The organism is Leifsonia sp. L25, from assembly GCF_050632895.1.
In genome coordinates this window covers 96,255-116,397 of sequence record NZ_JBODRZ010000003.1, presented here as the reverse complement: position 1 = coordinate 116,397, position 20,143 = coordinate 96,255, and the positions used below count along the sequence as shown (strand labels likewise).

The 20,143-nt window shown below is 71.7% G+C and carries 23 protein-coding genes; 8 read left to right on the top strand and 15 right to left on the bottom strand.

What is annotated here, in order from left to right; genetic code table 11:
- Window positions 1-27 precede the first annotated feature (27 nt).
- Window positions 28-2,274 carry a DEAD/DEAH box helicase gene (locus ACRAWC_RS04420; protein WP_431346663.1) on the top strand — a complete coding sequence of 749 codons (2,247 nt, stop codon included), beginning with the start codon at window positions 28-30 and terminating at the stop codon, window positions 2,272-2,274.
- Window positions 2,275-2,298: 24 nt separating this feature from the next.
- Here the strand turns inward: ACRAWC_RS04420 and ACRAWC_RS04415 are convergent, their stop codons facing one another.
- Window positions 2,299-2,490 carry a hypothetical protein gene (locus ACRAWC_RS04415; protein ID WP_431346662.1) on the bottom strand — a complete coding sequence of 64 codons (192 nt, stop codon included), beginning with the start codon at window positions 2,488-2,490 and terminating at the stop codon, window positions 2,299-2,301.
- A 109-nt stretch (window positions 2,491-2,599) separates the two neighbouring features.
- The gene (locus ACRAWC_RS04410) at window positions 2,600-2,995 is read right to left on the bottom strand and encodes a DUF3224 domain-containing protein (protein WP_431346661.1); all 396 of its coding nucleotides are present in this window, start codon (window positions 2,993-2,995) and stop codon (window positions 2,600-2,602) included.
- A 75-nt stretch (window positions 2,996-3,070) separates the two neighbouring features.
- Between ACRAWC_RS04410 and ACRAWC_RS04405 the strand changes: the two genes are divergently transcribed.
- The 3 genes from ACRAWC_RS04405 to ACRAWC_RS04395 all read left to right on the top strand — a co-directional run bounded on the left by ACRAWC_RS04405 (window position 3,071) and on the right by ACRAWC_RS04395 (window position 5,786).
- Window positions 3,071-3,691 carry a CYTH domain-containing protein gene (locus tag ACRAWC_RS04405; protein ID WP_431346660.1) on the top strand — a complete coding sequence of 207 codons (621 nt, stop codon included), beginning with the start codon at window positions 3,071-3,073 and terminating at the stop codon, window positions 3,689-3,691.
- A gap of 79 nt (window positions 3,692-3,770) precedes the next feature.
- Entirely contained in the window at window positions 3,771-4,799 is a 1,029-nt protein-coding gene (locus ACRAWC_RS04400; protein ID WP_431346659.1) for a 6-phosphofructokinase, read from the top strand.
- 60 nt (window positions 4,800-4,859) lie between these two features.
- Window positions 4,860-5,786, top strand: a complete 927-nt coding sequence (locus tag ACRAWC_RS04395; RefSeq protein WP_431346658.1) for an NADP-dependent oxidoreductase — start codon at window positions 4,860-4,862, stop codon at window positions 5,784-5,786.
- A gap of 8 nt (window positions 5,787-5,794) precedes the next feature.
- Here ACRAWC_RS04395 and ACRAWC_RS04390 read toward each other — a convergent pair whose 3' ends face one another.
- Together ACRAWC_RS04390 and ACRAWC_RS04385 are read right to left on the bottom strand one after the other, a co-directional pair.
- Window positions 5,795-6,460, bottom strand: coding sequence for an alpha/beta hydrolase (locus tag ACRAWC_RS04390; protein ID WP_431349360.1), 666 nt, complete (start codon window positions 6,458-6,460; stop codon window positions 5,795-5,797).
- Window positions 6,454-7,086 carry a hypothetical protein gene (locus ACRAWC_RS04385; protein ID WP_431346657.1) on the bottom strand — a complete coding sequence of 211 codons (633 nt, stop codon included), beginning with the start codon at window positions 7,084-7,086 and terminating at the stop codon, window positions 6,454-6,456. Before ACRAWC_RS04385 ends, ACRAWC_RS04390 begins: the two co-directional genes overlap by 7 nt.
- Window positions 7,087-7,222: 136 nt before the next feature.
- Between ACRAWC_RS04385 and ACRAWC_RS04380 the strand changes: the two genes are divergently transcribed.
- On the top strand, window positions 7,223-7,630 hold the full coding sequence (locus ACRAWC_RS04380; protein WP_431346656.1) for a hypothetical protein: 408 nt from the start codon (window positions 7,223-7,225) through the stop codon (window positions 7,628-7,630).
- On the opposite strand, the gene ACRAWC_RS04375 is transcribed toward ACRAWC_RS04380, so the two are convergent.
- Complete coding sequence (locus tag ACRAWC_RS04375) at window positions 7,608-8,918, bottom strand: alpha-hydroxy-acid oxidizing protein (RefSeq protein WP_431346655.1); 1,311 nt, start codon at window positions 8,916-8,918, stop codon at window positions 7,608-7,610. The two genes, ACRAWC_RS04380 and ACRAWC_RS04375, sit on opposite strands and share 23 nt — an antisense overlap.
- Window positions 8,919-8,993: 75 nt before the next feature.
- A complete protein-coding gene (locus tag ACRAWC_RS04370; RefSeq protein ID WP_431346654.1) occupies window positions 8,994-9,698 on the bottom strand; it encodes a LysR substrate-binding domain-containing protein in 705 nt (234 codons plus the stop codon).
- 54 nt (window positions 9,699-9,752) lie between these two features.
- Here ACRAWC_RS04370 and ACRAWC_RS04365 point away from each other — a divergent pair, with 54 nt between their 5' ends.
- Window positions 9,753-10,139: a DUF5997 family protein gene (locus ACRAWC_RS04365; protein ID WP_431346653.1), complete on the top strand. Its 387-nt coding sequence runs from the start codon at window positions 9,753-9,755 to the stop codon at window positions 10,137-10,139.
- Window position 10,140: 1 nt separating this feature from the next.
- On the opposite strand, the gene ACRAWC_RS04360 is transcribed toward ACRAWC_RS04365, so the two are convergent.
- From ACRAWC_RS04360 to ACRAWC_RS04335, 6 genes are all read right to left on the bottom strand, one after another.
- Complete coding sequence (locus ACRAWC_RS04360) at window positions 10,141-10,554, bottom strand: DUF1622 domain-containing protein (RefSeq protein ID WP_431346652.1); 414 nt, start codon at window positions 10,552-10,554, stop codon at window positions 10,141-10,143.
- 47 nt (window positions 10,555-10,601) lie between these two features.
- Window positions 10,602-12,488, bottom strand: coding sequence for an amino acid transporter (locus tag ACRAWC_RS04355; RefSeq protein WP_431349359.1), 1,887 nt, complete (start codon window positions 12,486-12,488; stop codon window positions 10,602-10,604).
- A 227-nt stretch (window positions 12,489-12,715) separates the two neighbouring features.
- A complete protein-coding gene (locus tag ACRAWC_RS04350) occupies window positions 12,716-14,212 on the bottom strand; it encodes an SDR family NAD(P)-dependent oxidoreductase (RefSeq protein WP_431346651.1) in 1,497 nt (498 codons plus the stop codon).
- Window positions 14,213-14,270: 58 nt separating this feature from the next.
- A complete protein-coding gene (locus ACRAWC_RS04345; protein WP_431349358.1) occupies window positions 14,271-14,525 on the bottom strand; it encodes a DUF6510 family protein in 255 nt (84 codons plus the stop codon).
- A 5-nt stretch (window positions 14,526-14,530) separates the two neighbouring features.
- A complete protein-coding gene (locus tag ACRAWC_RS04340) occupies window positions 14,531-15,283 on the bottom strand; it encodes a ferredoxin reductase (protein WP_431346650.1) in 753 nt (250 codons plus the stop codon).
- Window positions 15,280-15,873: a sulfite oxidase-like oxidoreductase gene (locus ACRAWC_RS04335; RefSeq protein ID WP_431346649.1), complete on the bottom strand. Its 594-nt coding sequence runs from the start codon at window positions 15,871-15,873 to the stop codon at window positions 15,280-15,282. The genes ACRAWC_RS04340 and ACRAWC_RS04335 overlap by 4 nt, the downstream gene beginning before the upstream one ends.
- Window positions 15,874-15,934: 61 nt before the next feature.
- Here ACRAWC_RS04335 and moaA point away from each other — a divergent pair, with 61 nt between their 5' ends.
- A complete protein-coding gene (gene moaA, locus ACRAWC_RS04330; protein WP_431346648.1) occupies window positions 15,935-17,017 on the top strand; it encodes a GTP 3',8-cyclase MoaA in 1,083 nt (360 codons plus the stop codon).
- Window positions 17,010-17,261, top strand: coding sequence for a MoaD/ThiS family protein (locus ACRAWC_RS04325; protein WP_431346647.1), 252 nt, complete (start codon window positions 17,010-17,012; stop codon window positions 17,259-17,261). Before moaA ends, ACRAWC_RS04325 begins: the two co-directional genes overlap by 8 nt.
- Window positions 17,262-17,432: 171 nt before the next feature.
- Here the strand turns inward: ACRAWC_RS04325 and ACRAWC_RS04320 are convergent, their stop codons facing one another.
- The 3 genes from ACRAWC_RS04320 to modA are packed head-to-tail and all read right to left on the bottom strand — an operon-like array spanning window position 17,433 to window position 20,136.
- Window positions 17,433-18,515, bottom strand: coding sequence for a sulfate/molybdate ABC transporter ATP-binding protein (locus ACRAWC_RS04320; RefSeq protein ID WP_431346646.1), 1,083 nt, complete (start codon window positions 18,513-18,515; stop codon window positions 17,433-17,435).
- On the bottom strand, window positions 18,512-19,339 hold the full coding sequence (locus ACRAWC_RS04315) for an ABC transporter permease (RefSeq protein ID WP_431346645.1): 828 nt from the start codon (window positions 19,337-19,339) through the stop codon (window positions 18,512-18,514). The genes ACRAWC_RS04320 and ACRAWC_RS04315 overlap by 4 nt, the downstream gene beginning before the upstream one ends.
- Window positions 19,336-20,136, bottom strand: a complete 801-nt coding sequence (gene modA / locus ACRAWC_RS04310; RefSeq protein WP_431346644.1) for a molybdate ABC transporter substrate-binding protein — start codon at window positions 20,134-20,136, stop codon at window positions 19,336-19,338. Before modA ends, ACRAWC_RS04315 begins: the two co-directional genes overlap by 4 nt.
- Window positions 20,137-20,143 lie beyond the last annotated feature (7 nt).

Here is a 20,143-nt window from a genome sequence, read left to right as displayed (position 1 = left end):
GGCGCGCGGCGCATCCACTGGAGGACCATGTCTCGTTCGGGTCAGCGCACGTCGGGTCAGCGCACGTCGGGTCAGCGCACGCCGCAACAGGGTGCGGCACAGCAGCGCCCGTCCGGTCAAGGTGCGGCGCAGCGCGCTTCATCGCGACCGCAGCAGCAGCGCCGCAACCGCCACGCCAACAACGACGGGCTCATCCCCGTGCTCGCGCGCAAGGTGCGCGAGGTGGAGGCCAAGGCCGCAGAGGGGAAGAAGCTCGGCCCGACGAACCGCACCAAGTTCCAGGTCATCGCGTTCCTCATGCGCGAGGAGCGCGCCCGCGTCAAGGCCGACACCGAGCTGAGCGACGCCGCGCGCGCCGAGCAGCTCAAGCGCTTGGACGGCATCGCCACGATCCTGGCGAAGACCGCGGCCCGCGACACCTCGCTGATCTCGCTGCTCGAGAGCGAGGCGCCGCCCACCGCGACGGCGCAGAAGATCCGGCGCGACTGGCTGCTGGAGTCCGGGACCGAACTCAAGCCGGACGACCTCATCATCACGGTCGAGCGCGTGATCGCGCCCGAGAGCATCATCCCGCCGGAACTCGCCGAGAAGCAGGTCGTGCCCGCCTCGGTCAAGGCACGCCAGCTCTCCAACCCGTTCCTCGCCCCCGACTTCAGCAAGGGCGCCGCGGCCGCCCCAGCGCCGCGCCGGCGGCTCGACTCGTGGGAGCTGCTCGGGCCGCTGTTCAAGTCGTTCGAGTACGGCGCGGGAGGCCAGGCCGCGAGCATGGAGCTCCCGCCCGCGCCGAAGATCGACCGTTACTCGCCGCAGGGGCTGGAGCTCATGCACCACCAGTCGCGGTTCATCGAGAGCGTGCGCCAGGGCCACCGCCGCTTCCTGCTCGCCGACGAGCCGGGCCTCGGCAAGACCGCGCAGTCCGTTCTCGCCGCCTCGGTCGCCGGCGCCTACCCGCTGCTCGCCGTCGTGCCGAACGTCGTCAAGATGAACTGGGCGCGCGAGGTCGAGCGCTGGACGCCGAACCGCCGCGCCACCGTCATCCACGGTGACGGCGAAGGTCTCGACGCGTTCGCCGACGTGGTCATCGTCAACTACGAGGTGCTCGACCGGCACCTCTCCTGGCTGCGCACGCTCGGCTTCCAGGGCATGGTCGTCGACGAGGCGCACTTCATCAAGAACCTGCACTCGCAGCGGTCCCGGCTCGTGCTGGGCCTCGCCGAGGCGATCCGCGAGAAGGCGGCCGACCCGCTGCTGATCGCGCTCACCGGTACGCCGCTGATCAACGACATCGACGACTTCAAGGCGATCTGGCAGTTCCTCGGCTGGATCGACGGCAACAAGCCCACCGCGGAGCTGATGGAGAGTCTGGAGGAGACCGGCCTCACCCCGGCCGATTTCGGCTTCTACGCCGCCGCCCGCGAGTCCGTCATCGACCTGGGCATCGTCCGCCGCCGCAAGGTGGACGTGGCCGCCGACCTCCCGAGCCGTCGCGTGGTCGACCTCCCGGTCGAGCTGGACGACGACCTGGGCCGCTCCATCAAGCAGGCCGAGAAGGAGCTGGCCGCGCGCCTGGTCGCACGCTTCCACCGCGCGGCAGCCGCCGGCCGGCCGGACTCGTTCGACGGCGACGACGACGCGCACCGGAAGCACCTCATCCGCCTGGTCGCACAGTCCGAGCTGGAGGAGGCGAAGTCGACCAAGACCGGCGACAACGTCTTCACGATGGTCCGCAAGATCGGCCAGGCGAAGGCCGGCCTGGCCTCCGACTACACCGCCCAGCTCGCGCGCTCGGTCGGCAAGGTGGTGTTCTTCGCCAAGCACATCGACGTGATGGACGCGGCAGAGGAGGCGTTCGCCGCCCGCGACCTCAAGACCATCTCGATTCGCGGCGACCAGAGCGCACTCGCCCGGCAGAAGGAGATCGACGCCTTCAACAACGACCCGGAGGTCGCGGTCGCGGTCTGCTCGCTCACCGCGGCGGGGGTCGGTCTCAACCTCCAGGCCGCGTCCAACGTCGTGCTCGCCGAGCTGTCCTGGACGGCGGCCGAGCAGACGCAGGCGATCGACCGCGTGCACCGCATCGGCCAGGACGAGCCCGTCACGGCGTGGCGGATCATCGCCGCGCAGACCATCGACTCGAAGATCGCCGAGCTGATCGACTCCAAGCAGGGTCTGGCGGCCCGCGCGCTCGACGGCAGCGATGTCGAGATCGGTTCTGCCGACTCGGTGCAGCTCGACGCGCTCATCCACCTGTTGGAGGACGCGCTGGAGGCGTAAGCGGGGGAGCGGGCGGGAACCGCGTCAGCCGATTTCGGCGTCGTCCGGGTCGACCGGCACCGGGCGGTCGTCGTCCGGCAGGATGCGGTCGTCGTCCTCATCGTCGACCACCGGAAGGTCGTCCTCGTCGCGGATGACGCCGGCGGGCTCGTAGTCGCCCTCCTGCGCCTCGAGGAAGTCGTCGTCGTCCTCGCGGCTGCGGTCCGTCTCGCTCATGCACCGAGGGTACCGCGCAGGCCGACGACGCACGAGAGGCTCCGCGATTCGTGACGAATCGCGGCTTCGCCGGCGCGAAAACGATGATTCGTGACGAATCGCGGCGTGCTCAGCCGAGGTCGAACTCGAAGTAGGCGCCGCGGTCGTCGTGCCGGATGCGCGCCGGGCCACCGACGCGCGCGAAGTCGTCCGTGCCCGTGCCGGGGACGATGTAGCCGAACGCCGACGGGTCGTCCGGGTGCTGCAGCGCGCCGTGGTGGACCGTGAACGACCCGGAACGGCCGTCGTCCAGTGTTCCGGTGATCCGCTCGGCCGCGAGGTAGCCGCGGCCGCCCTCCTCCGTGCCCGACGACACGAAGTGCGCGACGGACTCGCCGATCAGGCCCTCCGTGTACGTCTTGCGCATCACGATCGCGCCGAGCCAGTCGCCGGGGATGCCGGGCAGCTCGGCCGGGTCCCAGCCGGTGACGTCGAAGCGGGCGGTGACGATGGGGGAGTTGTCCATGCCGGGAGCCTAACGAGTGCGCTCGCGCAGAGCTTGCAATTTCGCGACAGCGCGGAAGTGGACTAGACAGGGGACATGGCGCAGCACCATACCCAGCTCGAGATCGAGCGCAAGTACGACGTGGACGGCGACCTCCGCCCACCCCAGCTCGTCGGCGTCGGGGCGATCGCCGTCGAGAGCGGGCCAGAGACCGCCGAACTGGTGGCGACCTACTACGACACGGCCGACCTGCGGCTCGCCCGCCAGCGCGTCGCCGTCCGCGCGCGTCGCGGCGGCTCGGAAGAGGGCTGGCACGTCAAGCTCCCGCCGACCGGCGAGGGGCGGCCCGAGCTGCACTGGCCGCTCGGCGACGGCCAGAAGCCGCCGGCGGAGCTGCGGGAGACCATCCGCGAGCAGCTCGCCGACGGCGTACTGATCCCCGTGGCGCGGGTGACCAACAGCCGTGACACCACCGTCCTCAAGGACGCGGCGGGATTCGAGCTCGCCGAGCTGTGCGACGACCATGTGCGCGGCGAGAACCTGCAGACCGGCGCGAGCGACGCCTGGCGGGAGTGGGAGGTGGAGCTGCTCAGCGGCGCCCCCGACTCGCGCGAGCGCCGCACCGCGCTGCTCGACGGCATCGAGGCGGAGCTCCTGGCGGCGGGCGCCCGGCCCTCCGCGAGCTCGTCCAAGCTCCAGCGGGCGCTCGGCCTCTGAACCGGTTCGCGCTCCGGGATTTTGGTGCTCCGGTATCCCTCGGGCATGATGCTCAGGGGCGCAACGAGAAGAGAGCAGCATGAAGATCGGCATCCTGACCAGCGGCGGCGACTGTCCCGGACTGAACGCGGTCATCCGCGGCGCGGTCCTCAAGGGCGACCGTGTGTACGGGTCCGAGTTCGCCGGGTTCCGCTACGGCTGGCGCGGCGTGGTCGAGGGCGACATCATGCCGCTCGACCGGCACAGCGTCCGCGGGCTCTCCCGTCAGGGCGGCACCATCCTCGGCTCCAGCCGCACGAACCCGTTCGAGAGCGACAAGGGCGGCCCGGAGAACATCCAGCGGATGATGGACGAGAACGGCATCGACGCGATCATCGCGATCGGCGGCGAGGGCACGCTCACGGCCGCCCGCCGCCTCACCGACGCCGGCCTCCGCATCGTCGGCGTGCCGAAGACCATCGACAACGACCTCGCCGCCACCGACTACTCCTTCGGCTTCGACACCGCAGTGGAGATCGCGACCGAGGCCATCGACCGCCTCCGCACCACCGCAGAGTCGCACCAGCGCTGCATGGTCGTGGAGGTCATGGGCCGCCACGTCGGCTGGATCGCCCTGCACTCGGGCATGGCCGGCGGCGCGCACGCCATCCTGATCCCGGAGCAGCCGCAGTCCATCGAGCAGATCTGCGAGTGGGTGGAGTCGGTGCGCGACCGCGGCCGGGCCCCGGTCATCGTCGTCTCCGAGGGCTTCCACCTCGACACGATGGAGGAGGCCCACTCGCACAAGGGCCTCGATGCGTTCAACCGTCCGCGCCTGGGCGGGATCGGCGAGATGCTGGCCCCGATGATCGAGGAGCGGACCGGCATCGAGTCACGCGCGTCGGTCCTCGGCCACATGCAGCGCGGTGGCGTGCCGAGCGCGTACGACCGCGTCCTCGCCACCCGGCTCGGCATGGCGGCGGTCGACGCGGCCTACGAGGGCCGCTGGGGCTCGATGGTGTCGCTGCGCGGCACCGACGTCGTGAACGTGTCGATCGCCGACGCCACGGGCGGCCTCAAGACGGTGCCGCCGGCGCGGTACGAGGAGGCTGCGCTGCTCTTCGGCTGACCCTCCCTTCCTGCCGGGTGCAGGGTTAGGCTCCACCGTATGAGCGGAAGGAGCCCGAAGGTGCCCAGATTCGTCCAGCTCGAGGAGTTCGGCTCGCGGGACTTCCTCCATCTCGTCGAGCGGGAGCGGCCGTGGCCGGGGCCGGGACAGGTGCTGGTGCGCGTGATGGCGGCGGGTCTCAACCCGATGGACGTCAAGGCGTACCGCAGCGAGAAAGCGGCCGCCCGGATGGGTGTGACCCTGCCGAGCGGCATGGGCCAGGACTTCGCCGGCTTCGTCGAGGAGCGCGGCGAGGGCGCCGAGCGCTTCGGACTCGGCCAGGCCGTGCTCGGCACCGCCCCGTTCGCCGCGCTCGCGGACTTCCTCGTGGTCGCCGAGGACGGGCAGATCATCGAGAAGCCCGACCCGCTCACCTTCGAGGTGGCCGGGTCGCTCGGGGTGGTCGGGCGCACCGCGATGGCGACGGCGGCCTCCCTCGACCTCGGCGAGACCGACACCGTGCTGGTGAGCGCCGCCGCGGGCGGGGTCGGGGTGCTCGCGGCGCAACTCGCGATCCGCTGCGGCGCCGCGGTGATCGGCACGGCGAGCGAGGAGAACCACGAGTTCCTGGAGACGCTGGGCATCCTCCCGGTCTCGTACGGGCCGGGCCTCGCCGAACGCGTGCAGGAGGTCCTCGACGACGGTCAGCGCGTGACGGCGGTCCTCGACAACCACGGGCCTGACACGATCGATGCGGCGATCGAGCTCGGCGTCCCTCCGGAGCGGATCAACACGATCGCCGCCTTCGGGCCGGACGCCCGCGGCGCGCGCACGGTGGGAGGGCGCACGGCGGGGAACGCCGAGCTGGCCGAGCTCGCCGACCTCCTGGCGCAGAACGAGCTGGTGCTGCCGATCGACTCGATCTTCCCGATCGAGCGCACGGCGGAGGCGTACGGGCGGCTGGAGGGCGGACACGTGCGCGGCAAGATCGTCATCGTGACCGACTGAGCGCTGCCTCAGCCCGGCTTCTGCAGCCCCAGCGTCGCGAACAGCAGCGGGAGGCCGCCGTTCAGCCCGCCCATCAGCGCGCCCATGCCGTGGCCTCCGGTCGGGATGTCGATGAACGCGCTCGCGATGCCGGCGCGTTCGGCCGCTCTCAGCGACTGGAGCGCCACCGCATGATAAACGGGGTCGTCTCGGCTCGCGCTGAAGATCATGGAGCCGGGGAATGCGCCCGGGGCGAGACGGTTGAGCGGCTTCGCCCGCTCGTATGCCGCCTTGTCACCGTGGAAGAAGTCGGTCAGAGTCGTCGCCGGGTGCTCGGCGCCCGGGTACTCCTCGCCCGACATGTCGAGGACGTTGGAGAACAGGTCGGGGTGGTCGATGCCGAAGGTGAGGGCGCAGAGCCCGCCGTTGGAGTATCCGGCGACGGACCAGAACCGGTGGTCGCGCGTGATCGGGAGGTGCGCGGCCGCCCACTCCGTGACATCCCGTGTGATGTAGCTCGCGGCGTTGCCGTACCGTGCCGTATCGAGGCACATCGTGTCGGGCATCCCGGGGCCGATCTGGTCGGCCACGACGACGACCGGGGCGAGTCCGTGATGCTGCGCAGCGAGAGCGTTCATCGCCGTCGCGATCGGTTCGGGGTCGGGGTTGCCGGGCTGCCCCATCATCATCACCACCAGCGGCAGCGCAGGCGGTCTCGCCACCAGGGCGGCCGGTGGCAGGTAGATGCCGGCCTCGCGTGCGTGGAAGCCGCTCCGCGTGCCCGGGATGTGTGCGGTGCCGGTCTTCCCGTGCAGCGGCATGTCGGCCGGCGCCTTCCAGTCCTTCCAGAGCGCGACGTCGTACGCCTTGCTGTTGCGTGCGAGGGAGCGACCTTGATAGGGCTCGGGACGGTGATGGCCAGCAGGTTGCCGAGTGTGCGGTCCAACCCGTAGTCGGCGTTGATGCCGAGCGCCGCCGCCGCGACGAAGACGGGCGCCGCGACGATGGCGACGACGGTGCGCCAGCGCGGGGTCCGGCCGATGCTCACCGCGGCCACGGCGACCCCGCAGTAGGCCGCCGCGACCCACAGGTAGTTCCCCATGCCGAGGCCTTCGCCGAACAGATTGAGCCACCGCACGCAGATCAGCCAGCTGACCACCGCCGCGAGGAGCCCGCAGGCGACGGCGAGCCCGAGAGTGCGCAGCCGGCGCAGCGACGGGCGACGCGCCAGGAGCGCGACGAACAGCGCCCCCGCGAGACCGAACACCGTGAAAGGGATGGGCCCGTCGAGTACGTCGATGGAGAGCAGGGCGTCAAACATGACGCGGGGCCGGGATTCCCATGCGAGCAATCTATGGCTGAGAATCGAACAAACGGTGAACGCAGAGCGGGTGCCGAGGCGTATTCTCCCGTTTCGCCCCCGAATTGGGGTGAGGGATCTGCTGAGAGGAGCAGCCATGATCGACGAGGACACCGCACGCCTGCTGCGCGCCGCAGGACTGCGCTGGCAACCGGCATCGGGGGACACCTTCGCCATCGACCGGCCGGGGATGGCCGGGGAGCGTTTCACTGTGAGCGAGATGACGATCGAGCCGCACCACTTCGACACCGGCACCATCCTCGGCTTCAACGGCACCACCGAGTGGGCGCTCGACTCGCTCGCCGTCGAGGACGCGCTGTGGATCCCGCGCGAGGACCAGCTGCGGGAGCTGCTGGGCGGCTCCTTCCGCCACCTCGCCCGCACGGCCGACGGCTACCGGGTCACGCTGGAGCTGGAGGGCGCAGAGCGCTTCTTCGAGGAGGAGGACGCCGCGTCCGCCTACGCGCAGGCGCTGCTGTCGCTCATCGCGGCGGCAGTGGCGTAGCCAGCGCGGACCGGTCGAGGTCGGCGACCCGGGCGACGCCGCTGAGGCCGAGCGTGATGTCGAGTTCGGCCAGGAGGTTGCGGAGCAGTTCGCTCACGCCGCGCTCGCCGGCCAGGGCGAGGGCGTAGGCGTAGGGCCTCCCGACGGCGACGGCCGTCGCGCCGAGCGCCAGCGCGATCACCGCATCCGCCCCGCCGCGGATTCCGCTGTCGAACAGCACAGGAAGGCGGCCGGCGACCGCGTCCACCACGCCGGGCAGGGCGTCCAGCGCGGCGAGCTCGCCGTCGATCTGCCGTCCGCCGTGGGTCGAGACCTGCACGGCCTCCACGCCCGCGTCGACCGCCCGCCGGGCATCGTCCGGGTGCAGCACGCCTTTCAGGACGATCGGGAGGTCGGTGCGCTCGCGCAAGAACGCCAGGTCGTCCCAGCCCAGCGACGGGTCGGCGAACACGTCGAGGAACGTCTCGACCGCGGCGCGCGGCTCGCCGGAGCGCAGGTTCTCGCGCAGGTCGCCGGGATGGTGACGCAGGATGCTGGCGAACGACGCCAGCGCGGCAGGGGTGACGGCGCTGCGATCGCGGGGACCGGAGGACGCGATCCGCTCGCGCACCAGCCGGCGGAAGACCGGATCGCTGGTGTACTGGGCGATGCCGAGGCCGCGACTGAACGGCAGGTAGCCGAGGTCCAGGTCGCGCGGGCGCCAGCCCAGCACGTGCGTGTCCAGGGTGACCACGATCGCCTCGCAGCCGCTCGACTCCGCCCGCGCGACGAGGCTCGCGACCAGGTCGCGCGAGGAGCTCCAGTAGAGCTGGAACCAGCGTGCGGCGCCCGGCCGGACGTCCTCCATCGCGGCGGCGACGGCCTCCATGGGGGCGGATGCCTGGGTGGAGAGCACGGCCGGGACGCCGTGCGCGGCGGCGGCACGCGCGGCGGCCGCGTCGCCGTCCCGGTGGGCGAGCTCCAGCACGCCGATCGGAGCCAGCAGCAGCGGCGTGGGCAGCCGCCGCCCGAACAGTTCGATCGAGAGGTCGCGCTCGGAGACGTCGCGCAGCACGCGCGGTACGATCCGGTGCCGCGCGAACGCGTCGGTGTCCGCCCGGTCGGTGCGCTCCAGCCCGGCGGACCCCGCGATGTACGCGAAGGCGGCACGCGACAGCCGCCTCCGCGCGGCGCGCTCCAGCTCGGGGAACGCGACCGGGATGGCCGGCCGCCTCCCGCTCACGCCCGCGCGGTACACGACGCTCTGCGCCGCCCTCCCGATGCTGGTGCCCAGCGTCGTCGTGGTCATGTGCCCATTCTGCCCATCGACCTGGCAGGACACGCCGCCTCGCGACGCACAGACGGCGTGTCCTGCGAGGGGGCGTCAGCGCTTGCGCGGGCGCTTGGCAGTGCTGCGCTTGGCAGTGCTGCGCTTGGCGGCTGTCCGGGACGTGACGGACGCGGAGCGCTTGCCGCCCTTGGCGCCTTTGCCGCCCTTGCCGCCCTTGGCGCCTTTGGCGGACTGCTCTGCGTGCGCGGCCTCCGTCGCCGCGACCTCCGGGTTGCGCGAGCTGTGCGCCGTCCGTCCGCGCACGATGCCGATGAACTCGTCCACCAGCGGATGCTGCCCCTCGCGCGGCCAGGTGAGGCCGATCTGCGAAGTCGGGCCGTCCTCCAGGCGCATGGCGGTGACGTCCTTGCGGCGGAGCGCCTTCGCCACCGAGGCGGGCAGCAGCGCGATACCGTCGCCGGCGGCCACGCGGCGCATGAGCGACTCGGACGGCTCTCCGGTCACGCGGGCCTCGCCGTCGAGGTCGGCGAGGTGCAGCTTCTCCTCCAGCGTCAGCAAGTGCTCGTGGTGCACCACGACCACGACGTCTTCCGTGTAGAGCGGGATGAGGTGCCGGTCGTCGTCCGGCTCGGCGTCGCGCGCGAACGCCATGTCCGCGTCGCCAGCGGCCAGCGCGGCCAGTGGGTCGGCCGACGGCGTCACCACGAGCTCGACGTCGGGCTCCCGCTCGGCGAACGCGCGCGTCCATTTGCCGACCGTGACACCGGGCGGGAAGGCGAGGGCGAAACGGGAGGCCATGCAGGCCAGGCTACCGGCAGGCCGCACCGGTCTGCGGACGATACCCTGGAAGGCATGAAGCCCCAGACCATGAAGGCGGCCACCGCGGCCAAGAAGCTCGGCATCCTGCTGGCGGCGGCGCCGGAGGAGTTCCGCGACCGCGAGATCAGCCGCACCGAGCTCGACGAGCTGAACGCCAACCCGCCGGCCTGGCTGGTCACCCTCCGCGCCGACGGCCCGCACCCGCGTGACGTCGTCGCCCACAAGCTCGGCGTGAGCAACTCGGGCCTCGCCCGCGGCGGCGTCACGGAGCCGCTCACCACCGCCCAGATCAAGGCGCTCTTGGAGGAGAAGCCGCAGTGGCTGGTCGCCGAGCGCGCCACGCAGGCGGAGGTGCACGCCGAGAACGCGCGCGTGAAGCAGCGGAACGCCGAGCGCGCGGCGCGCGCCGGGCGCGACTGACCTACTGCTGTTCCGGCGCCCCCGTGGAGCCTGCCTTCCGGACCGCGTGCGCCAGCACCTCGGGCCCCGTGACGAACGCGCGGCGCCAGGGCGCGACGCCGTCGATCTCCACCTGCAGCGAGAAGCTCAGGATGGTCCGGATCAGCACGATGATTCCGAGCACGAGCGCGTCGGTGAGCGTCGGGCTCGAGGTCACCGTCTTGATCAGGTCGGCGGCGACCAGCAGTTCGAGGCCCAGCAGGATGACGCCGCCGAAGGCCTCACGCAGCGTGCGGAAGGCGTCCGCCCCGCTGTGCGTGCGCACCCAGACCGCGAGCGCGATCACGAGCGCCACGACGAAGCCGACCGCCAGGGCGGCGACGCCCGCGAACTCGAAGGCGACCCCGACCGCCTCGAAGACCGCGTGGGTGTCCATGCGCACATGGTGGCACACCGCGCTCGCGGTGGAGAGAGGCGCGCAGCTCAGGCCACGTGGACGGCCGGCCTCCGCTTGACGTCCTTCTCGGCCTCACGCAGCACTTCACGGGTCACCGGGGCCACCTCGCCCACGCCGGTGATGAGGTAGCGGAACATGTTCGAGATCGGGTTGCCCTCGGTCCACTCGAAGTAGATCGTCGGCACCACCCCGGTGATGTCGCGGATCTCCAGCAGGACCGCCGCGATGGTGTTCGGCACGTTGCCGCTCTTCACCTGCAGCACGCGATAGCCGTACTTGACGACGCCGTGCACGACCAGATCCTCCTCGAAGTCGGAGGAGTCGGACTTCATCACCTCGAGGAAGATGGTGCGCGAGCGCTGCGGGATGTGGCTGAAGCGGCGCTCGTCCTTGTTCTTCTCCTCGTACTCCTTCGTGGTGTCGACGTCGGGCTCGTGGGAGATGATCCGGATCTCGCCCTCCTCGGCGTCCTCCAGGATGAAGTCGAGCGCCGTCACATCGAAGGTGACGCTGGTCGCGCGCACCTGGAACGAGCGGCCGATGCGCGACACGATCGACACGATCAGGATTCCCAGGATGAACAGCGTCGCGATGCGGAGGCCGTCCGGGCGCTCGATGATGTTGTCGATGGTCGTGTAGACGAAGATCGCGGTGATGATCGCGAACACGATGGTGCGCTTCGGCTGCTTCTTGCGCCAGGCGGACAGGCTCACCGCGAGCGAGGCGGAGGTGATCAGGACCAGCACACCGGTGGCGTACGCGCCGCCCTGGGCGTCCACGTTCGCGTCGAAGACCAGGGTGATCAAGAAACCGATCCCGGTGAAGACCAGTACCAGCGGTCGCACCGCGCGCGCCCACTGCGGCGCCATTCCATAGCGGGGGAGATATCGCGGCACCAGGTTCAGCAGGCCGGCCATCGCAGAGGCGCCGGCGAACCAGAGGATCAGGATGGTGCTGATGTCGTAGACCGTGCCGAAGCCGTTGCCCAGATATTCGTGCGCCAAGTAGGCGAGTGCGCGGCCGTTGGCGGCGCCGCCGGGCTGGAACTCCTTCTGCGGGATGAGCAGCGTGGTCGTGAAGCTGGAGGTGATGAGGAACACACTCATGATGATCGCGGCCGTGGTGAGCAGCCTGTGCGCGCCGCGGATGCGGCCTTCGGGCCGGGCGGGGTCGTCGCCGGGCTTGCCCTTGATCTGCGGCATGACCGCGACTCCGGTCTCGAAGCCGGAGAGACCGAGCGCGAGCTTCGGGAACACCAGCAGGGCGACGCCCACGACCAGCAGCGGATCGCCGTGCGTCACGAACACCGCGGTCCACCAGTCGTCGATGACGGTCGGGTGCTCGAACACCTGGACGATGGAGGTGGTCACGACGACCACGTTCAGCGCCAGATACACGGCCACCAGCACGACGGCGATGCCGATCGCCTCCTTGAAGCCTTTGAGGAACACCGCGGCGAGCAGTGCGAGCAGGAAGAGCGTGATGAGGACGTTGTTGCCGTGGAACCACGATGGCGCGAATGGGTTCTCGATCGCGTGCGCCGAGGCGTCGGCCGCGGACAGCGTGATCGTGATCATGAAGTCCGTCGCGGCGAAGCCGAGCAGCACGAGGACGAAGAGCTTGCCCGCCCACCAGGGCAGGAACCGCTCGAGCATGGCGATCGAGCCGGAGCCGCGGAAACTCTCGCGGGCGACCCTGCGGTAGACCGGGAGCGCGCCGAGCAGCGTCAGCGCCACCAGCACGAGCGTCGCGAACGGCGAGATCAGGCCGGCCGCCAGGGCCGCGATGGCGGGCTGGTAGCCGAGCGTGGAGAAGTAGTCGACACCGGTGAGGCACATGACCTGCCACCACGAATGGGTGCGCTCCGGATTCTGGCCGTGCGGCCCCTGCTGCGTGCCGTGCTCGTCGACCATGCCGACGAGCAGCCAGTGCTTGAAGCGGTTGGTGTGCTGCGGCGCCGCCCTCAGCGGATGCGCCTGCCCGGGGAGGGGAGCGGCTCCGGGGAAGTGCTCGACATCGGCTGCCCTTCGTTGACCTTCGTGGCTCACTGTACGTTCATCGCACGGGCGCCGAAAGACCGGGAAAGGCCCTTCACCGGCCTCCCCGCGATGCCTGGAAAAGTATAGTCAAGCGGCGGTGGTCACCACGCCGACGATCGGTAATCCTTCAGGAACACCCCGTGCAGGTCTTCTCCCGCCTCGCCGCGCACGATCGGGTCGTAGACCCGCGCCGCGCCGTCGACGAGGTCGAGCGGGGCGTGGAAGCCCTCCTCGGCCAACCGCACCTTCGTGTAGTGCGGGCGCTCGTCCGTGATCCAGCCGGTGTCGACGCTCGTCATCAGGATGTTGTCCGTCTCGAACAGCTCCTCGGAGCTGGTCCGGGTGAGCATGTTGAGCGCGGCCTTCGCCATGTTGGTGTGCGGATGCCCGGCGCCCTTGTACCGGCGGCCGAACACGCCCTCCATCGCCGACACGTTGACCACGTACGACCGGCCGGCGGCGGCGAGCGCCGGGCGCAGGCGGTCGATCAGGATGAACGGCGCCGTCGTGTTGCAGAGCTGCACCTCCAGCAGCTCGAGCGGGTCGATCCCGCCGACGGCCCGGGTCCAGGTGTTCACTCGCTGGACGTCGGGCACGAGGCCGCCCGCGTCGATGGCGGTGCCGTCGTGGTGGCGCTCCAGCGACGAGGAGCCCGCGGCCATCGCGGCCGACGCCAGGTCGTTCGCGGTGAGCGCTGCGGCGCCGACCAGCTCGGCGACGGTCCCGCGCACGTTCGCCGACGACAGCAGCGGGTGGGCGGCGACGGAGGCCTCCAGCGCCTGCGGGTGCGGGTCGGCGGTGTGGCCGAAGGTCTCCAGCTCGGGCAGGGGCCCGTCGGGCAACGGGTGCGATTCGGCCTCCGCCAGCAGCGAGTACGCACCGGGCGAGCGGCGGACGGTCTGGGCGGCGTTGTTGATGAGGACGTGCAGCGGCCCGCGGGCGGCGACGGAGTCGGCCAGGCCGATCACCTGCGCCGGGTCGCGGAGGTCGATGCCGACCACGCGCAGGCGGTGCAGCCAGTCCTTCGCGTCGGGGAGCTGCGAGAACCGGCGCACGGCGTCCCGCGGGAAGCGGGTGGTGATCGTCAGGTCCGCGCCGTCGCGCAGCAGGCGCAGCGCGATGTGCATTCCGATCTTCGCCCGGCCCCCGGTGAGCAGCGCGCGCTTGCCGGTCAGGTCGGTGCGGGCGGTGCGCTTGGCGTGGCTGAACGCCGCACAGGACGGGCAGAGCTGGTGGTAGAACCAGTCCACCTCGGTGTAGTGCTGCTTGCAGATGTAGCAGGCCTGCGAGTTGATCAGCGTCCCTGCGGTCGCGGAACCGGCGGTCGGGGAGGTCAGGTCGCGGCCGCGGGTCTCGTCGTCGATGCGGTCGGGGGCGCCGGTCGCGGTCGCAGCGATGACGGCGCGGTCGGCGGCGAGCTCGGCCTCCCGCAGCTCGCGGCGTCTGGCCTGCTTGACCGCCTTGAACATGTGCGCGGTCGCGCGGCGGACGGAGACGAAGTCGGGGTGCTCCTGGTCGAGCTCGTGGAGCTGCGCGAGGACGCGGAGGGTCGTCGCGAGGTCGTCGGGGTCGAGGCTCGCGGAGGATTCGGCTGGCACCGGACGATTGTACTGGGGAGCGGATGACCGCCCGCTGAGGGTCCCCGCGTCCGAGGGCTCAGACCTCCAACTCGAGCCAGTCCAGCCCGTGGAGGTCGAGGCACAGGCGCCCGTCGCGCTCGGTCGCCATCGCGATGACCTCGCCGCAGATCCGGCAGCGCAGCACCATCCCGTGGTCGTCGGGCCAGAGGTGCGCCCTCGCCATCACCGAGACGTCCCCGCAGTGCGCGCACTTGCCGCGCGCCGCCGTCACGTCGACCGCGAAGACCTCCGAGAGGAGCCCAGCCGCGGCATTGCCGTCCAGGTAGTCCATGTCGCTCACGCTGCCCCTCCGATCCCGCCGTAGCGTTCGGTGCGGATGCGGTCCGGGTCGTGCCCGGCGTCGACGAGCCAGCCGGACACAGTCTCGACGAAGGGGGTCGATCCGCACAGGTAGAAGCGCGGTGAGTCCGCGGCCGGCAGCACGAGCGCGCCGAGCGCGTCCTGCGTGAGCCGCCCCGCCGGGACGGGCCAGCCGGCCGGCGCCTCCCGCGTGTAGACGTAGTCGACGTGCAGCGGCGCGGCGCCCTCGGCGAGAGCCATCAGCTCGTCGCGGTAGTAGACCGACATCGGCGCGCGCGCCGAGTACAGCAGCCGGAACGGCGCGGCGCTCTCCGCGGCGGCGTGCGCGCGGGCCATCGACATCAGCGGGACGACGCCGGAGCCTCCCGCGATCAACTGCACCGGGCCGTCGTCGCCTGTGCGCCAGACGAACCAGCCGCCGACCGGGCCGCGGACCTCGAGCTGGTCGCCGACCGCGAGACCGCGCACCAGATACGGGGACACCTCGCCGTCGGGCAGCTCCTCCACGGTCAGTTCGAACTCGTCCGTCGCCAGGCCGCCCGCTCCGGAGGCCGACGCGATCGAGTACGACCGCACGGCCTGGTAGCCGTCGGGCGCGGTCAGCCGGACGTCCACGTGCTGCCCTGCGAGGTGCCCTGCGAGCCCCGGGATGCGCAGCCGGATCGTGCGGGCGGTCGTGGTCTCCTCGTGCGCGGCCACGACGTCCGCCACCCGCCACGCGGTGCTCACCAGTAGCGCTCTTCCTTCCACGGGTCCCCGTACATGTTGTAGCCGTTCTGCTCCCAGAAGCCGGGCTGGTCCTGCGGCAGCATCTCCAGCCCGCTCACCCACTTGGCGCTCTTCCAGAAGTACAGGTGCGGCGCCAGCAGGCGCGCGGGACCGCCGTGCTCGGGCGGGAGATCGGCGCCGTCGAACGTGTGCGCCACCCAGGCCTTGCCGTCGAGGAGGTCCTTCAGCGGCACGTTGGTCGTGTAGCCGCCGTACGAGTGCGCCATCGTGTACTCGTAGTCGGTGTCGACGTTCTCGAACAGGGTGTCGAGCGCGACGCCGCGCCATGACGTCCCGAGCTTCGACCAGCTCGTCACGCAGTGGATGTCGGTGCCGACGTCGGCCTGGGGGAGCGCCAGGAACTCGTCCCAGCTCCAGCGATGCACCACACCCTTCTCGGTCGTGATCGTGAACGCCCAGTCCTCTTTCGCGACGCGCGGGGTCGGTCCTGCCGACAGCACGGGGAAGCCCTCCGTGACGTACTGTCCGGGTGGGAGGCGCGGGTCCTCGGTTCTGCGCCGGCCGAGGAAGCCGGACGAGATGATTCCCATGCGCGGAGCTTATTACCGGCTCGGGGCGGCGGTCTATGGCCGACCGGTCTAGGGTGAGGACATGACAGCGGTCAATCTCGGGCTTCCGCGCAGCGCATCGCTGGCGGATGCAGCGAGCCCCGCCGCCCCCAGCCTCGACGGCCGCCCGGACGTCCCCGGCCTGGTCGACCGGTTCGGCCGCGTCGCCCGCGACCTGCGAGTCTCGGTGACCGAGAAATGCTCGCTGCGCTGCACCTACTGCATGCCGGCGGAGGGGCTGCCTGCCATCCCGCGCGAGGAGCTGCTGACGCCGGCCGAGATCGCGCGGCTGGTCGGGATCGGCGTGCGCGACCTCGGCATCCGCGAGGTGCGCTTCACCGGGGGCGAGCCGCTGATGCGCGCCGACCTCGCCGAGATCGTCGGGCTCTCGGCCGCCGCCGCCCCCGGCATCGACCTGAGCATCACGACCAACGGCATCGGCCTCGACCACCGCGTGCGCGAGCTCGTCGCCGCCGGGCTGACCCGGGTGAACATCTCCCTGGACACCGTGGACCGCGCGCATTTCGCCGCGCTCACCCGCCGCGACCGGCTGCCGGCCGTATTCGCCGGGATCGCCGCCGCCCACGCCGCCGGCCTCACTCCCCTCAAGCTGAACGCCGTGATGATGCGCCAGACCCTCTCCGGCGCCCCCGACCTCCTCGCCTGGGCGCTGGAGCACGGCTGCCGGTTGCGCTTCATCGAGCAGATGCCGCTCGACGCCGACCACACCTGGATGCGCGAGAACATGGTCTCCGCCGACGAGCTGCTCGCCGTCCTCCGCACCCGGTTCGACCTGGCGGAGGCCGGCCGCCCGGACGACCCCTCGTCCCCCGCCGAGGAGTGGCTGGTCGACGGCGGCCCCGCCACGGTCGGCATCATCGCCTCGGTGACCCGCTCCTTCTGCTCCGCGTGCGATCGCACCAGGATCACCGCGGAGGGCACGGTGCGCTCGTGCCTGTTCGGCGACGACGAGACCGACCTGCGCGCGCTGCTGCGCGACGGCGCGGACGACGCCGAGCTGGCCCGCTGGTGGCGCGGAGCGATGTGGGGCAAGCAGTCCGGGCACGGCATGGAGGCCGCGGGCTTCGTACCGCCGGTGCGGAGTATGGGGGCGATCGGTGGCTGAGCGCAGCATCCTCGTGCGCTATTTCGCGGCCGCCGAAGAGGCGGCCGGGCGCGAGGAGGAGCGCGTCTCACTCGACGCGCCGACCGTCGGCGCCCTGCGCGAGCTGCTCGACGCCCGCTACGGGGAGGCTATGCGGCTGGTGCTGCGCAACGGGTCGTTCCTGGTGGATGGCGTCGTGTCGCGCGATCCGGATGCGGCGATCGGCGAGAGAGTGGACGTACTTCCTCCGTTCGCCGGGGGCTGATTCCGCGGCTCCGCCCCGCCGGGCTGCGGCGAGTCAGCCGCGCGCCTGCGCGCGATTCGTGGCGAATCGCGCGAACTCCGCGGCGCGACATTCGTGACGAATGTAGGGAATCGCGCCGCGATTCGCGGCATTCGTGCCGAATCGCGCGAACGGAGCCGCGCGGGAGCCGCGTCAGGCGGGGACGATGCGCACGTCGGCGGGTGGCACCGTCAGGAGCACGCGGGCGCCGGTGGAGAGGCGCAGCTCCGCGACCACGGCCGCGGGGACGAGCGCGGTGAGCCGGTCGGTGCGCACGCGCACCAGGTCGTCGCGCGGTTCGAGGGCGGTGACGGTCGCCGGGATGCCGGTCGCGGGGATGTCGGTCGCCGGGACGCCGGCCGCGCCCTCCGTCGGGGCGCCGACGTGCACCGCGACCGTCGAGGGCCGCACCACCGCGGTCACCGGCCGGCCCTCGGCGATCGGCGCCGTCGGCGTGCCGTCGAGGGCGAGACCGTCGTCGGTCACCAGGCCGGTCGCCGTGCGCCGTCCGGTGAGGAGGCTGAGGCCGGTCAGCTCCGCGGTGAACGGGTGCCGCGGCTGCGTCAGCACGTCGCGCGCGAGCCCCTCCTCGACCACCCGGCCACCGCCGAGCACCGCCACGCGGTCCGCGAGCAGATAGGCGTCGAGCGCGTCGTGCGTCACGACGACCGCTGTGCGGTCCGCGAGCACCGCGGCCAGCATCCCGCGCAGCTCGCCCGCCACGCTCACGTCGAGGGAGGCCAGCGGCTCGTCGAGGAGGATCAGGTCGGGCTCGGCGGCCAGCGCTCGGGCGATGGCGACGCGTTGCGCCTGCCCGCCGGAGAGTTCGTCGGGCTTGCGCTCGGCCAGCGCCGCGACGCCGGTGCGCTCCAGCCACTCGTCGGCCTTCTCACGCGCCTCGGACCGGGACGCTCCCGCGGACCGCGGTGCGAACTCGACGTTCCGGCGCACGGTCAGGTGCGGGAAGAGCAGGGCGTCCTGAGCGAGCAGTGCGATGCCGCGGCGGTGGGGAGGCAGCCAGACGCCCGTGCGATCCGTGCCGTCGAGATCGAACAGCGTCTCGTCGGCGAGCGTCGCGCGCCCCGCGTCCGGCCGGATCAGGCCGGCCAGCACCCCGAGCACGGTGGACTTGCCCGCGCCGTTCGGCCCGAGCAGCGCCAGCGTCTCGCCCGCGCCGAGCCGCAGGTCCACCGTGACGTCGCGCGCGGCGACCGCAGCTGAGAAGTCCAGGCTCACGGCGTCGCCTCGCGCACCGGCCGCGGTCTCCGGCGCAGCGGCTCGCCCGCGCCGTGCGCCACCGCGACCACGGCGATCGCCACCGCGATCAGCACCAGGGAGAGCGCGACGGCGGTGTCCGGGTCGGTCTCGCGCTGAAGGTAGATCTCCAGCGGCAGCGTGCGCGTCGTGCCCTGCAGGCTCCCGGCGAAGGTCAGCGTCGCCCCGAACTCGCCGAGGGCGCGCGCGAACGACAGGATCGACCCGGAGACGATCGCGGGGGTCACCAGCGGCAGCGTCACCCGGAACAGGACGCTCGACGGGCGCGCGCCGAGCGTGGCGGCGACCGCTTCGTAGCGCTGGCCGGTGGTGCGCAGCGCGCCCTCCAAGCTCAGCACCAGGAACGGCAACGCCACGAACGTCTGCGCGATGACGACCGCGGGCGTCGAGAACGCGATCGGGATCGCCCCGTCCAGCAGCCCGCGCCGGCCGTACAGCGCGAGCAGGGCCAGGCCGCCGACGACGGGAGGCAGCACGAGCGGCAGCAGGACGATCGCCCGCACCAGGCCGCGTCCGCGGAACGGCACCCGCGCCAGCACGATGGCCATCGGCGTGCCGAGCACCAGGCACGCGATCGTCGCTGCGAGCGAGGTGCGCAGGCTGAGCAGCAGCGCGTCCACCGAAGACGGAGAGGTGATCAGCGCGGCGAAGTGCCCCCAATTCACCCGGGTGACCATCGCGACGATGGGGAGCAGCACGAACAGCGCGCCGAGCGCGGCGACGACGAGCACCCAGCCGGGGATGCCCGTTCCCAGCCCCGTGCCGGCGGGCGCGCGGCGCGTCACGGCTTCCCGAAGCCGGCGGCCTCGAGCACCTTCCTGCCCTCCGGGCCGGTCACGTACGCGATGAAGGCCGCGCCGCCCGTGAGGTTCTGCCCCTGCGTGACCGCGGCGATCGGATAGGTGTTGACCACGTCCTTCGCCTCAGGGAACGGCACCGACTCGACGCGCTTCCCCGCGCCTTTCACGTCCGTGACGTAGACGATCCCGGCGTCGGCCTCCCCGGACGACACCTTGCCCAGCACGTCGGTCACCGACGACTCCTGGCTGACCGGCTTGAGCGTGACGCCGGTGTTCGACTCCACCTTCGCGGTCGCGGCCCCACAGGGCACCTGCGGGGCGCAGACGACCACCTTCAGGCCGGGCTTCGCGAGGTCGGCCCACCCGGTGACGTGGGCCGGGTTCCCGGGAGGCACCGCGATTGCGAGCACGTTCGTCGCGAAGTCGACGGGGTCGCCGGAGACGACGCCGGCAGCGACCGCCTTGGCCATGTTCTTCTGGTCCGCCGAGGCGAACACGTCGGCCGGTGCTCCGGCGCCGAGCTGGGTGACCAGGTCGGAGGAGCCGCCGAAGCTGAAGCTGACGGTGCTCCGCGGGTTGGCCTTCTCGAACCCCGTGCCGAGCTCGGTGAAGGTTTTGGTGAGGGAGGCCGCGGCGAAGACGGTGACGGTGCCGGTGATGTCGTGCTTCGTCGGGGTCTGCGTCGGGGCGCTCGACCCGGCGTCCGCCGAGCAACCCGTGAGGACGAGCGCCACGGCTGCGAGAGCGGCGGCGACCACCCCGACACCGGACCGGTTGCGCATGCCGATC

What these genes read in the sequence shown, in the direction of transcription:
- ACRAWC_RS04405 (WP_431346660.1), top strand. Translation starts at nt 3,071, where the DNA reads ATGGCGCAGCACCATACCCAGCTCGAGATCGAGCGCAAGTACGACGTG.
- ACRAWC_RS04365 (WP_431346653.1), top strand. Translation starts at nt 9,753, where the DNA reads ATGAAGCCCCAGACCATGAAGGCGGCCACCGCGGCCAAGAAGCTCGGC.
- ACRAWC_RS04415 (WP_431346662.1), bottom strand. Translation starts at nt 2,490, where the DNA reads ATGAGCGAGACGGACCGCAGCCGCGAGGACGACGACGACTTCCTCGAG.
- ACRAWC_RS04370 (WP_431346654.1), bottom strand. Translation starts at nt 9,698, where the DNA reads ATGGCCTCCCGTTTCGCCCTCGCCTTCCCGCCCGGTGTCACGGTCGGC.
- ACRAWC_RS04345 (WP_431349358.1), bottom strand. Translation starts at nt 14,525, where the DNA reads ATGGACTACCTGGACGGCAATGCCGCGGCTGGGCTCCTCTCGGAGGTC.
- ACRAWC_RS04380 (WP_431346656.1), top strand. Translation starts at nt 7,223, where the DNA reads ATGATCGACGAGGACACCGCACGCCTGCTGCGCGCCGCAGGACTGCGC.
- ACRAWC_RS04410 (WP_431346661.1), bottom strand. Translation starts at nt 2,995, where the DNA reads ATGGACAACTCCCCCATCGTCACCGCCCGCTTCGACGTCACCGGCTGG.
- modA (WP_431346644.1), bottom strand. Translation starts at nt 20,136, where the DNA reads ATGCGCAACCGGTCCGGTGTCGGGGTGGTCGCCGCCGCTCTCGCAGCC.
- ACRAWC_RS04420 (WP_431346663.1), top strand. Translation starts at nt 28, where the DNA reads ATGTCTCGTTCGGGTCAGCGCACGTCGGGTCAGCGCACGTCGGGTCAG.
- ACRAWC_RS04375 (WP_431346655.1), bottom strand. Translation starts at nt 8,918, where the DNA reads ATGACCACGACGACGCTGGGCACCAGCATCGGGAGGGCGGCGCAGAGC.
- ACRAWC_RS04400 (WP_431346659.1), top strand. Translation starts at nt 3,771, where the DNA reads ATGAAGATCGGCATCCTGACCAGCGGCGGCGACTGTCCCGGACTGAAC.
- ACRAWC_RS04360 (WP_431346652.1), bottom strand. Translation starts at nt 10,554, where the DNA reads ATGGACACCCACGCGGTCTTCGAGGCGGTCGGGGTCGCCTTCGAGTTC.
- ACRAWC_RS04335 (WP_431346649.1), bottom strand. Translation starts at nt 15,873, where the DNA reads ATGGGAATCATCTCGTCCGGCTTCCTCGGCCGGCGCAGAACCGAGGAC.
- ACRAWC_RS04385 (WP_431346657.1), bottom strand. Translation starts at nt 7,086, where the DNA reads ATGTTTGACGCCCTGCTCTCCATCGACGTACTCGACGGGCCCATCCCT.
- moaA (WP_431346648.1), top strand. Translation starts at nt 15,935, where the DNA reads ATGACAGCGGTCAATCTCGGGCTTCCGCGCAGCGCATCGCTGGCGGAT.
- ACRAWC_RS04355 (WP_431349359.1), bottom strand. Translation starts at nt 12,488, where the DNA reads ATGGTCGACGAGCACGGCACGCAGCAGGGGCCGCACGGCCAGAATCCG.